Origin of the sequence: Kitasatospora sp. MAA4 (genome assembly GCF_029893355.1) — a bacterium.
GTDB lineage: Bacteria > Actinomycetota > Actinomycetes > Streptomycetales > Streptomycetaceae > Kitasatospora.
In genome coordinates, this window is record NZ_JARZAI010000005.1 from 138,004 (window position 1) to 150,661 (window position 12,658).

At 70.4% G+C, this 12,658-nt stretch carries 9 protein-coding genes; 4 read left to right on the forward strand and 5 right to left on the reverse strand.

The window, feature by feature from the left end; genetic code table 11:
* Nucleotides 1–21: 21 nt before the first annotated feature.
* Complete coding sequence (locus tag P3T37_RS09055) at nucleotides 22–1,689, reverse strand: metallophosphoesterase family protein (RefSeq protein WP_280722961.1); 1,668 nt, start codon at nucleotides 1,687–1,689, stop codon at nucleotides 22–24.
* Nucleotides 1,690–1,771: 82 nt separating this feature from the next.
* Nucleotides 1,772–2,188 (reverse strand): (2Fe-2S) ferredoxin domain-containing protein, encoded by a 417-nt coding sequence (locus P3T37_RS09060; RefSeq protein ID WP_280722962.1) that lies wholly within the window; start codon nucleotides 2,186–2,188, stop codon nucleotides 1,772–1,774.
* Nucleotides 2,189–2,290: 102 nt separating this feature from the next.
* On the opposite strand from P3T37_RS09060, the gene P3T37_RS09065 reads away from it, so the two are divergent.
* Entirely contained in the window at nucleotides 2,291–3,430 is a 1,140-nt protein-coding gene (locus P3T37_RS09065; protein ID WP_280722963.1) for a multicopper oxidase domain-containing protein, read from the forward strand.
* Nucleotides 3,431–3,458: 28 nt separating this feature from the next.
* On the opposite strand, the gene P3T37_RS09070 is transcribed toward P3T37_RS09065, so the two are convergent.
* Entirely contained in the window at nucleotides 3,459–5,114 is a 1,656-nt protein-coding gene (locus tag P3T37_RS09070; protein ID WP_280722964.1) for an FAD-binding dehydrogenase, read from the reverse strand.
* Between the two features lie 133 nt (nucleotides 5,115–5,247).
* Between P3T37_RS09070 and P3T37_RS09075 the strand changes: the two genes are divergently transcribed.
* From P3T37_RS09075 to P3T37_RS09085, 3 genes are all read left to right on the forward strand, one after another.
* On the forward strand, nucleotides 5,248–5,781 hold the full coding sequence (locus P3T37_RS09075) for an MgtC/SapB family protein (protein WP_280722965.1): 534 nt from the start codon (nucleotides 5,248–5,250) through the stop codon (nucleotides 5,779–5,781).
* A 178-nt stretch (nucleotides 5,782–5,959) separates the two neighbouring features.
* Nucleotides 5,960–8,170, forward strand: a complete 2,211-nt coding sequence (locus P3T37_RS09080) for an alpha-galactosidase (RefSeq protein ID WP_280722966.1) — start codon at nucleotides 5,960–5,962, stop codon at nucleotides 8,168–8,170.
* 275 nt (nucleotides 8,171–8,445) lie between these two features.
* Complete coding sequence (locus tag P3T37_RS09085) at nucleotides 8,446–9,396, forward strand: SGNH/GDSL hydrolase family protein (protein ID WP_280722967.1); 951 nt, start codon at nucleotides 8,446–8,448, stop codon at nucleotides 9,394–9,396.
* Nucleotides 9,397–9,451: 55 nt separating this feature from the next.
* On the opposite strand, the gene P3T37_RS09090 is transcribed toward P3T37_RS09085, so the two are convergent.
* Together P3T37_RS09090 and P3T37_RS09095 are read right to left on the reverse strand one after the other, a co-directional pair.
* Nucleotides 9,452–11,227: an endonuclease/exonuclease/phosphatase family protein gene (locus tag P3T37_RS09090; protein ID WP_280723144.1), complete on the reverse strand. Its 1,776-nt coding sequence runs from the start codon at nucleotides 11,225–11,227 to the stop codon at nucleotides 9,452–9,454.
* A gap of 257 nt (nucleotides 11,228–11,484) precedes the next feature.
* Entirely contained in the window at nucleotides 11,485–12,639 is a 1,155-nt protein-coding gene (locus tag P3T37_RS09095) for a HoxN/HupN/NixA family nickel/cobalt transporter (protein WP_280723145.1), read from the reverse strand.
* Nucleotides 12,640–12,658: the final 19 nt, after the last annotated feature.

The window sequence follows — 12,658 nt, forward strand, 5'->3', positions numbered from 1 at the left end:
TCAATAAAGCCAGCTGCGCTGTTACCAGCCCCAGCCGCCGCCCTGGCCGTCGTCGTCGGTGCTGCTGTCCCAGCCCTCGCCGACCTTGCGCACGATGGTGTAGTGGTCGATCTGCTGGCCGGTCTCGGTCAGCGCGGTGACCTTCATCGTGGACTTCTGGCCCAGGTGCGCCGGGGTCACGTCGACCTTGATGAAGGAGTAGCCGAGGTAGCGGACCCGGGACCACTCGACGGTCTCGGTGACCTTCGTCTGGCCCTTGGCGTTGTAGAAGGTGGCGACCTCGTCGACCCGGTTCTCGTGGCCCTCGTAGGTCTGCGGCGCGCCGAAGGAGTACAGGCTGCGGCCGGCGGCGCCCGCGGTCACGTAGACCACGCCGTCCTTCTCGGGGTCCAGGGTGGCGCCGCTGGGGATCGCCTTGGAGACCTTGTTGCCGAGGATCGCGTCGGTGCGCTCGTAGACGTGGTTGTGGCCGTTGACCACCAGGTCGACGCGGTACTTCTCGAACAGCGGCACCCAGGCCTCGCGGACCCCGCCCTCGGAGGCGTGCGAGGTGGTGGTGGAGAAGGCGCAGTGGTGGAAGAACACCACGACGAAGTCGATGGTCTCGTCGTTGCGGAAGTCCTTGAGCGTACGGTCCAGCCACTTGGTCTGGCGGCCCGCGGTGATGCCCAGGTTGGCCGGGATCTCGTAGCTGACGTCGTTGGCGTCCAGCGAGATGACACCGACGTTGCTGTAGCGGAACGAGTAGACGCCGGGGGCGGTGCGCGGGTCCGGGCCGTTGTCCGGCAGGAACCAGCGGGCGTCCTCGCCGCCGTAGCCGTTGTGCGAGTACCAGGCCTCCATGTCGTGGTTGCCGTAGGCGACCATCCACGGGATCTTCGCGGCGACGGCCTCGGTCTGCACCAGGAAGGCGTCCCAGGTGGTGGCCTTGAAGTCGGCCTTGTCGGCGTCCAGGCCCTGGCCGTCCGGGTCGGCGTAGCAGATGTCGCCGGCGTGCAGGTGGAAGGACGGCTTCTGGGCCAGGATCACGTTGTCGTTGTTGACCGCGTGCGCGCTGACACCCTGGTCGCCGAAGGCGGTGAAGGTGAACGGCTCGTACACCTTGCCCCAGCGGTGGTCGCGCGAGGCGGCGGTGCGGAAGGTGCCGAGCGCCGAGATCGCCTGCTGGGTGGCCGGGTCGAAGCCCTGGTGGCCGACGCCGTAGTAGTACGTGGTGTCGGGGGTGAGGTCCTCAAGCGCCACGTGCAGGTAGTACTGGTCGACCGGGGTCTGACCCGGGACCAGGGCCGGCGTGTGCAGCGAGCGCAGCTCCGCCTCGACCTTGTGGCTGAGGTCCCACGGGGTCTTGCCGAAGCGCAGGAACGGCTTCTTCACCGGGACCGGGACCTGCCAGGAGACCCGGAACTGGGTGTCCGGCTCGGCACCGAACTGCAGGTGGCGGCCGACCGGGATGACCTTCGAGCCGTCGACCGCCGAGGCCGCGTCGGAGATCAGGGTCGGCGAGGCGGTGGCGGCGAACGCGCTGCCGCTGCTCAGCACACCGCCGACGGCCAGCGCGCCCACGCTGATCGCGCTGGAGCGCAGGACCCTGCGCCGGGAGAGCCGGTTGCGCAGGTACTCGTGCTGCTCGGCCATGCTCATGCGGTCGGCGAGCCCCTCGAAGGAGGCGTACGGGCGGGGGATATCCATGCGGGGGACTATCGCAGCGACGGATGGCCATCGCCCGCAGATTCGGTGAACGCGCGTAGAAGGGCCGGTTTCCGCTGCCCCGTCAGCTTCCGCTGTCCAGGCTCTCCCTCACACGCCGTGAGACGGCGAACTCCTGCAGGTCCAGCGTGCCAGGCGGCTCGGCGACCCCGGGCCCGCCGGCCCGCACCCAGTCGACTATCTCCTCGACCATGTCCTCCTGGACGACCCAGCCCAGCCAGACCGGACGCCCGCCGGCCCTGCGGCCCTCGCTGGACGGGTTGACCACCACCACGTTGGAGTGCGCGCAGACGTCCAGGCAGGGCACCGCCCGTACCCGGCCGGCATCCCCGACGCCCTCCTTGAGCCGGCTGAACTGGCCGAGGTGGTCCACGCCCGGGTGCTTGGCCTCGGTGCCGCAGCAGCAGCCGCGGCAGACCGTGACGGTGCAGGGCGAGGCGGGAGCCCCGGCGGACGCCTCGCGGCGGGTACGACGACTCATCAGCTTCCTCAGGTGGACGGGCCCGTGGGATCTGGAACTTGACGTGAACCAGTCAGTAGCATTTTACTCTGCCTCTCACCCCCACGCGTCGAGAGGCACCCCATGCCCGACCGCACTGACACCCGGCGCACCGCCATGCGCACCCTACTGGCCGGCAGCGCCGTGGCCGCCATGGCCGGCTCGGCCGCCCTCGGCGTCTCGGCTGCCGCGCAGGCCGACCCCGCCTCGGCCGCCGACTTCGACCCGTTCACCGCCGACGCCCTGCCGGCCGGCGGCCGGGTCCGGGAGTACTGGGTCCAGGCCGAGTCCTTCGAGCACAACGCCGTCCCCAACGGCTACGACGCCATGATGGGCACCCGCTTCACCGCCGCCCAGACCACCTTCTGGGCGATCGGGTACCGCGCCTACACGCCGCACTTCGGCGCCCCGCTCCCCGCCGACACCAGCCCGAACGGCGTCGGCACCAACAGCGGCATACCCGGCCCAGTGCTGCGCGCCGAGGTCGGCGACACCCTCGTGGTGCACTTCCGCAACAACGACACCCACTACCAGTGGCCGCACAGCATGCACCCGCACGGCGTGCGATACGACCGCGACAACGACGGCGGCTGGCTGGCCGAGGACCCCACCCGCCCCGGCACCGCTGTCCCGTACGGCGCCACCCACACCTACACCTGGACGGCGCTGCCCAGTTCGGTCGGCACCTGGCCCTACCACGACCACTCCGTACCGCAGACGATCCCCGGCCCGCAGCCGGCGCCGGCCGCCTCGGGCGCCCCCAAGGCGATGGCCATGGGCGCCGGCGGGGGCGTGATGGAGATCGGCGCCGAGCTCGGCCTGTTCGGCATCATCGCCGTCACCGACCGCCACACCCCGGCCGTGGACCGGGAGTTCGTCCTCTTCTTCCACGACGCCTACGCCGCCGACATCCCCTCGCTGGCCCAGGACACCGACATGTTCAACGGCGGCGCCTTCCTGGACAACACCCCGACCTTCACCGCCAGGAACGGCGACCGGGTGCGCTGGCGGATCGCCGCCCTGGGCAAGGAGTTCCACGTCTTCCACCTGCACGGCCACCGCTGGCGCCGCGGCGGCGGCTGGGTCGACTCCGAACTCCTGGGCCCCTCCACCTCGCTGACCGTGGAGTACACCGAGGACAACCCCGGCGACTGGATCTACCACTGCCACGTCACCGACCACATGATGGGCGGCATGGTCGGCCGCTACCGGGTCAGCGGCTGACCCTGGGGCCCACGCGCCGCACGGCGGGTCAGGCGGTGGCAGCCGCTGCCGCCCGGCCCGCCGTGCGGCCCGAGAAGAGGCAGCCCCCGAGGAAGGTGCCCTCCAGCGACCGGTAGCCGTGCATCCCGCCGCCGCCGAAGCCGGCCGCCTCGCCCGCCGCGTAGACGCCCTCCAGGACGCCGCCGCCCGGGCGCAGCACCCGCGAGGAGAGGTCCGTCTCCAGCCCGCCGAGCGACTTGCGGGTCAGGATGTTCAGCCGCACCGCGATCAGCGGGCCCGCCTTGGGGTCGAGCAGCCGGTGCGGAGCCGCGGTGCGGATCAGCTTGTCGCCCAGGTAGCGCCGGGCCTCGTGGATCGCCGCCAGCTGCGCGTCCTTGCCGTACGGGTTGGCCACCTCGCGGTCGCGCGCCTCGATCTCGCGGCGCAGCTCGGCCTCGTCGATCAGCGGTTCCACAGTCTTCTCGTTCATCCCGCGCACCAGGTCCGCCAGCCGGTCGGCGACCACGAAGTCCACGCCGTTCCGCTTGAACGCCTCCACCGGCCCGGTCGCCCCGGGCAGCGCCCGTCCCAGCACCTGGCGGATGCTGCGGCCGGTCAGGTCCGGGTTCTGCTCGGAGCCGGAGAGCGTGAACTCCTTCTCGATGATCCGCTGGTTGAGGACGAACCAGGTGTACTCGTGACCGGTCCGCATGATGTGCTCCAGGGTCCCGAGCGTGTCGAAGCCGGGGAACAGCGGCGCGGGCAGCCGGCGGCCGCGGGCGTCCAGCCAGAGCGAGGACGGGCCGGGCAGGATGCGGATGCCGTGCCGGGCCCAGATCGGGTTCCAGTTCTCGATGCCCTCGGTGTAGTGCCACATCCGGTCGCCGTTGATCAGGTTGCCGCCGGCCGCGCCGGCGACGTCCAGCATCAGCCCGTCCACGTGCGCGGGGACTCCGGAGAGCAGCTTCTCGGGCGGAGTGCCGAGCCGGGCCGGCCAGGCCTTGCGGACCAGCTCGTGGTTGCCGCCGATGCCGCCGGAGGTGACGATCACCGCCTGCGCCCGCAGCTCGAACCCGAAGACCGCGTCGCGCGAACTGGCCACCCCGCGCTCGACGTCGCTGTCCGCCAGCACCTCGCCGGTGACCGTGTCCACCGCCCCGCCGGTCGCCGACAGGCCGGTCACCCGGTGCCGGAAGAGCACCTCGACCTGGCCCTTGGCGACCGCCGCACGGACCCGTCGGGCGAAGGGCTCGACGATGCCGGGGCCGGTCCCCCAGGTGATGTGGAAGCGCGGCACCGAGTTGCCGGGACCGCTCGCCGACATCCCGCCGCGCTCGGCCCAGCCCACCACCGGGAAGAACCGCACGCCCTGCGCCCGCAGCCAGGCCCGCTTCTCGCCCGCTGCGAAGTCGACGTACGCCTGCGCCCACTGCCGCGGCCAGTGGTCCTCGGTGCGGTCGAAGCCGGCCGTGCCGAGCCAGTCCTGCCAGGCCAGCTCGTGCGAGTCGCGGATCCGCATCCGGCGCTGCTCGGGCGAATCGACCAGAAAGAGGCCGCCGAACGACCAGTGGGCCTGCCCGCCGAACGACGCGGCCGGCTCCTGCTCCAGCAGGATCACCCTCCGCCCCGCGTCGGCCAGTTCCGCGGTGGCGGCCAGCCCGGCGAGGCCGGCCCCGATCACGATGACGTCGGCGTTCAGTGCCATGCGGTGAGTCCTCCGGTCAGAGCGGGTCGCTCGAATCCTGCGGCCTACCACCGCCCTCGTCAACCAGCCGGTAACAAGGACCGGTGGCAAAGAAAGGTACGGTGTTCTGTTGCCCACCACAGAGGAAATCCCGATGAACCACGAACTCCCGATGATCGGCCATCTGCTGGTCGCCTTCGCCCTCACCTACGCCATCGGCTTCGAGCGCAACCTGCGCGGGGCCGCGGCCGGCGACCGGACATTCTCGCTGATCGGGGTGGGCGCGGCGCTGGTGGCGGCGATGGCGCAGCACGGCGCGCCCAACGCGCTGACCGGGGTGATCACCGGGGTCGGCTTCATCGGCGGCGGGCTGACCTTCCGCGAGAGCCGGGACGGCGGGGACGTGGTGCGCGGCATCACCACGGCCGCCACGATCTTCACCGCGGCCGCGATCGGCGCGGCCGCCGGAGAGGGGCTGCTGCTGCTCGCCACCACCGGCACGGTGCTCTCGCTGCTGTCGCTGGAGATCCGGCACATACCGGTGCTGCGCCTGCTGGACGGCCGGCGCTGGGCGCGCCGCTTCGGCGAGGAGGAGAACTGCGAGGTCGTCGACTGTGCACCCTCGCGGCTGGACCCGGCCGACGAGAAGCTCCTGGACGAGACGCCCCCTGCGCTGGCCACACGCTGACACAGCGTCATCATCTGGCGTAAACCGTTGACAGCTGTGGCCTCCTGCGCTCTTATGTGTGCTGCGTCGTTTGATTCTGTCTGAACCTGGTGGTTCATTCCGTCACTCCGCTTCACTCCCCCACCCAGGCGCCCGTGACGCCGGGCGCTTCGCCGCCGACCACCCAAACGGAGCCACGGTGCGCATTCCCCCTGCACTGGCAAGGAAGTTCGTCAGACCGACGCTCGCTCTCGCGCTCATCGCCGCAGCCGCCCCGGCCGCCCTGCTGGCGGCCGCCCCCGCACAGGCACAGGCCAACGGCGCGGCGCTCACCCCGCCGATGGGGTGGAGCAGTTGGAGCTTCCTTCGGCGAGATCCGACAGAAGCGAACATCGAGGCGCAGGCCAAGGCGATGTCCACCACCGGCCTGGTCTCGCACGGCTACCAGTACGTCAACATCGACGACTTCTGGTACCTCAACCCGGCCAACACCGTGGACGCGTACGGCCGCTGGGCCACCGACCCGAGCCGCTTCCCCGACGGCATGGGCTCGGTCGGCTCCTACGTGCACAACCTCGGCGAGAAGTTCGGGATGTACCTGACGCCCGGCATCCCGGTCGCCGCGTACAACCAGAACACCCCGATCCAGGGCACCTCCTTCCACGCCCGGGACATCGTCTCCAGCACCACGAGCTACGAGACCAACTACAACTTCGGCTCCGGCTCGATGTACTACATCGACTACGCCAAGAACCCGGCCGCCGCCCAGGCCTACCTCAACTCCTGGGCCGACCAGCTGGCTTCGTACGGCGTCGACTACCTGAAGATCGACGGCGTGGGCGACTGGGACATCCCCGACATCCAGCACTGGTCGCAGGCGCTCAACCAGAGCGGGCGCACCATCCACCTGGAGCTGTCCAACTCGCTGGACGTCAAGAACGCCCCGACCTGGCAGCAGAGCGCCAACGGCTGGCGGATCGACGGCGACGTGGAGTGCTACTGCAGCGCCTCCTCCTATCCGCTGACCGACTGGACCAACGTCGCCTACCGCTTCGGCGACGTTCCGCAGTGGGCGGACTACGCGGGCGCCGGCGGCTGGAACGACCTGGACTCCGTCGAGGTCGGCAACGGCTCGAACGACGGCCTGACGCCCGACGAGCGGCAGTCCCAGGTGACCCTGTGGGCCATCTCGGGCGCGCCGCTGCTGCTCGGCACCGACCTGACGCACATGGACAGCGCCGACCTCGGCCTGCTCACCAACGACGAGGTGCTCGGCGTCGACCAGGCCGGCCACCCGGCCCGCCCGGTGGACCGGTTGACGCAGCAGCAGGTCTGGTCCGCGCCGAACGCCGACGGCAGCTACACCGTCGCGCTCTTCAACCTCACCGGCTCCACCGCCCCGGTCACCGCCCGCTGGTCGGACATCGGCTTCAGCGGTTCGGCCTCGGTCCGCGACCTCTGGAACCACACCGAACTGGGCACCGCCAACGGCACGTTCAGCGCCACGATCCCGGCGCACGGCACCCGGCTGCTCAGGGTCACCCCGGCCGCCGCCGCATCCTCCACCGCGCTGCACTACAACCTGGTCAACGCCTCCAGCGGCCAGTACCTGGACGTCAACGGCGCCTCCACCGCGGACTACGCCACCGTCGTCCAGCAGCCGGCCAACGGCGCGGACGACCAGCAGTGGCAGCTGGTGGCGACCGGTGACGGCTACTACAAGATCAAGAACGTCCACAGCGGCCTGCTGGTCAACATCCCCGGCGCGAGCTCCACCAGCGGCCTCCCGCTGATCCAGTACCACGACGACAACGCCGCCAACTCGCAGTGGAAGCTCACCGCGAACGGCAGCGGCGGCTACGCCGTGGCCGGCCGCTCGGACGGCCTGGACCTCGACCTCGCCGCCACCGGAAACGGCGCCGTGCAGTCCACCGCCGCCGGGTCCGCGACCCAGCAGTGGAAGCTGGTGCCGGTCCCCACCCCCGGGGCGCAGTACAAGCTGGTCAACGGCGCGAGCGGCGGCCGGATGGACGTCAACCTCGACTCCACCGCCGACAGTGCGTTGATCGTGGAGTGGTTCGACAACCAGGCCGCCGACCAGCTCTGGACCTTCACCCCGCAGGTCGGCGGCGCCTACACGGTGGCCAACGCCAACAGCGGCAAGCTGCTGAACATCCCCGGCCCGACGACCGGCCAGGGAACCCAGCTGATCCAGTACCACGACGACGGCAACAGCAACTCGCGCTGGACACTGGTCGACGCCGGACCCAACAAGGTCCAGCTGAAGAGCGTCTACGACGGCCAGTTGATCGACCTCGACAACAGCTCGCTCTACCCGGGCGGCCGGGTGCTGCAGTGGCCCGCCGACGGCGGCGCCAACCAGACCTGGACGCTGGTCCCGCCCTCCTGACTTGCACCGCTCCCACTCCGGCCCGACGCGCACCACGCGTCGGGCCGGACGCGTTTCACCCCGCACGGAATTCCGCTCCACCTCGTAGTGGAATAGCAATTCGCTCCACCCAGGAGCGAAATAGCAAGAAGGCACAAAAGGGCATTCCTGGAAATAGGAGCGCGCATTCTGTGGACGGCCACGAAACCTGACGGTAACTTACTTGCCAGTAGCAGCCGCGGCTCAGCACACCCCACCCCCACCCGTTCCCTGTTTCTCTCCCCCCAGGAGGAACCGTGCTCAGCCCTGCCCGCAAGCTCGTCCCAGCCCTCTTGGGCACCCTCGCCCTGACCGCCTCACTGGTCGCGCTGTCCGCCCCGAGCGCCGGTGCCGCCACCCCGGCCGCGAACATCAACGGCGCGTACGTGGCACTCGGCGACTCCTACGCCGCCGGCGCCGGCGTCCCCGGCCAGTCGGACGGGCTCTGCCTTCGTTCGGACCACAACTACGGCCACCTGGTGGCCGCCGCGCTGAACAGCAGCTCGTACACGGACGTCACCTGCTCGGCCGCCAAGATCAAGGACATCACCAGCGCGCAGGTCGACGTCCTCATCAAGGTGAACGACCCGCAGATCAACGCGCTCTCCAGCGACACCCAGCTGGTCACCCTCGGCATCGGCGGCAACGACCTGGGCACCTCGACGCTCGGCATCGGCGACGTCATCGCCACCTGCATCGCGGGCGCCGTGGTCAACCCGTTCGGCACCCCCTGCCACGACGTCTACGCCGACGGGCACTGGGTCTGGTCCTGGAGCACCCTGTCCTGGAGCTGGCAGTACGGCGAGGACACCCTCGTCGACAAGATCAACGGCGAGGCGCCCGCACTGGCCGCCACCCTCCAGCAGATCCACGCCAAGGCCCCCAACGCCAAGGTCATGCTGGTCGGCTACCCCTCGGTGCTGCCCGACGACGCCTCCACCTGCGCCGGCCGCCAGCCGATCACCGTCGGGGACGTCTCCTACCTGCACGGCATCCTCGGGCAGATGAACGACATGCTGGCGAACACCGCGGCGGCCAACGGCGCCACCTACGTGGACACCGCGACCCCGACCAAGGGGCACGACGTCTGCTCGGACGACCGCTGGATCGAGGGCGCACTGCCCGGTTCCCCGGCCGTCCCCTTCCACCCCAACGCCACCGGCGAGCAGGCCATGGCGAACGCCGTCCTGGCCACGCTCCACCAGTAGAGGACTCCGGCGGGGCGTGGCCGGCACTGGCCACGCCCCGCCGGTTCGCGTACTGCTACGGCTTGATCCGCACCACCTGCGGCTCGTGGTCGCTCACCTGGGTCGCGAACTCGCTGTTGATGTGCACCACGTCGTACTTGGCCGAGTCGATCCCGGGGCTGACCAGGATGTGGTCCAGCACCTCGGAGTTGCCCTCGTAGTCGTAGGTGTACTGCGAGGTCTCCGGCAGCTCGTTCACCAGGTCGCGCAGCACGCCGCCCTTGGTGAGCGCGGCCATCGCGGGCGAGAACTGGAAGTCGTTGTAGTCGCCGAGCGAGACCACCTCGGCCTGCGGGTCGGCGGCCAGCAGCTGGTCCATGAAGCCGTTCTCGACGGTCGCCTGCTGGAGGCGCTGCACCTCGGAGCTGCGCACCGGCGGCTGGAAGCGGCTGTCGATGCTCTGGTCGCCGAGCTTGGCGACCAGGTGGTTGGCGATGATGAAGAGCTTCTTGCCGCGGAAGCTGAACTGGCCCACCAGCGGCTTGCGGCTGGCGGTCCAGGCCGTGTTGGCCGGGTCGATCCGGCCGGGCGAGGCGGTCAGCGAGGTGTCGTCGCCGGTGCCGGTGACGCCGACCGCGGTGGTGGAGGTGCCGCCGGGGATGTCGGTGAAGCTGATCCGCTGCGGGTTGAAGAGGAACACCTGGCGGATGTTGCCGCCGGGCTGGCCGCCGTCCTGGCCGTCCACCGGGTTGATCGAGCGCCACTGGTAGGCCGGGCCGCCGGCCGCCTGGATGGCGGCGATGAGCTTGCCCACCGTGACACCGGCGTCCACCGTGCCGTCGTTGACCGCGCCGCTGTTGTCCTGGATCTCCTCCAGGGCCACCACGTCGGGCGAGCGGAGGTTGCTGACGATGCCCTGGGCCAGGCCGCTGAACTTGGTCGCCGGGTCGGTGGGCGCCAGGTTCTCGACGTTGTAGGTGGCGATGCTGGCCTGGTCGTCCCGGGCCGGCGGGGCGACCTCGCGCTTCAGGCCGTTGTCCTTGAGGGCGCCGAGCTGGGTGGCGACCAGGGTGTAGCCGCCGTACTGGTTGTAGTCCAGCGGGCCGGTGGTGGTGCCGGTCAGCACGTCGCCCACGTTGGCCTTCGGGAAGGCCTGCTGGGCCAGGGGTATCAGCGACTGGATCTGCAGGCGGCCCGAGTTGGGCTCCTGGTACGACTCGTAGAGCGCTCCGCCGCGCTTGCTCTTCTGGTCGCCCTTGTCGGTCTCCACCCACAGCTCGCTGTAGGCGTCGGTGGGGCCGACCACCCGGGCGTCCTTGACCTCGACCCGCATGCCCTGCAACGAGGCGTAGAAGTCCAGCGCGTACCGGTCCGGGTGCAGGGTCAGGCCCTCGATCGAACCGCCGCTGCTCGGCGGGGCGTAGCGGCCGGGGACGTCGGAGCCGCTGATCACCACGGGGGCGGGCAGCGCGTTGCCGGAGGAGACCACCGTGATGCCGGGCTTGGTCAGCTCGGTGATCGACTGCGAGCCGCCCGCGTAGTCCGGGTAGTACTGCGACACCGTGCCGGTGACCAGCACCGAGTCGCCCACCGCCACGGTCGGGGTGGAGCCGGTGTAGACGAAGATGCCCTCGCTGGTGGCGGGGTTGCGGTCCGGCTTCGGGTCCTGCATCCAGAAGCCCTTGGACGAGCCGTAGGTCCGGGTCCCGATGACGATGCCGGGTACGCCCGCGACGGTCTTGCCGGTGAACGGTGAGAGCCGGGTGGTCCCGCGGATGTCGTGGATCCGAACCGTCCAGGGCTGGGTCGGCGGCGGGGTGGACGCCGCCACGGCCGGCAGCGCGGCCAGCAGGAGCGAGGCCACGACGGCGCTGGGCAGCACGGCGGCGCGCAGCAGCGAGTTGCGGGAACGGCGGGGTGCGGCGGGGGTGTTCACCGGGGCGGGGCTCCTTCGCGGGTAGCGGACGCCGAAGTGCACCCGCGGGAAGGCGGCCCGCGGGTGCTTCGGCGCGCTCAAGATACGCGCGTAGAAAACGACGGGACAAGAGTGCGTCGGTTAACTCTTGACCCGTCGTCAGCCCCAACGCCCCGGCGCCGCGGGGCAGTCGATCACTCGGTGTCGGCCGCCGCCAGCTCCGTTGCCAACTCCGGCTCGGCGACCCGCAGCCCGGCCGACCACTTCTGCTCGACCTTGCCGAACTTCCAGAACGCCAGCGCCCCCAGCCAGGTCAGCACGAAGAGCACCACGATCGCGTAGCCGACCAGGTTGAGGTCCAGCGTGCCGATCCAGCCGATCGGGCCGCTGGTGATGTGGTACCGGTCGGCCAGCAGCCCGACCAGCTCGATCACGCCGATCACCAGCGCGACCAGCACCGAGAGGCCGGTCACCGTGAGGTTGTAGTAGATCTTGCGGACCGGCTTGGAGAAGGCCCACTCGTAGGCGAAGTTCATGAACGAGCCGTCGATGGTGTCCAGCAGGCTCATCCCGGCCGCGAAGAGCACCGGCAGCACCAGCAGCGCGTACCAGGGCAGCGAGAAGGCCGCCGCGCCACCGGCCAGCACCAGCAGCGACACCTCGGTGGCGGTGTCGAAGCCGAGGCCGAAGAGCAGGCCGACCGGGTACATGTGCCAGGACTTGGTGACCGCCCGGGTGACCCGGCCCAGGATCCGGTTGAGGAAGCCGCGCTTGTCGAGCTGGCGCTCCAGCTCCGCCTCGTCGAACTCGCCGGTGCGCATGGTGCGGAAGACCTTCAGGATGCCGTTGAAGGCTCCGAGGTTGACCAGGCCGATCAGCAACAGGAAGACACCGGAGACCGAGGTGCCGATCAGACTGGTGGTGCGGTGCAGCGAGGAGTCGTCCGACTCGACCGCGCCGGCCAGCGAGCGGATCCCGAAGGCCAGCAGCGCGCAGAGCCCGAAGACGATGGACGAGTGGCCGAGCGAGAACCAGAAGCCCACCGAGAGCGGCCGCTTGCCCTGGCCCATCAGCTTGCGGGTGGTGTTGTCGATGGCGGCGATGTGGTCGGCGTCGAAGGCGTGCCGCATGCCCAGGGTGTAGGCGGTCAGGCCCATCCCGGCGCCGAAGACCTGGCCGCCCATCGCGTAGTGCTTGGGGGCGATCACCGCGAGCAGGGTGACCCAGCCCACCACGTGCAGCGCCAGCACGAACGCACCCATGCCGGCCAGCCGGACCCACTCCTCACGGGTGAGCCGGGCGGTCCACCGGGTCGGGACGGCGGTGGATATCGGCGGCGTGCTGCTCATCGGCGGCGACCTCTTCTCG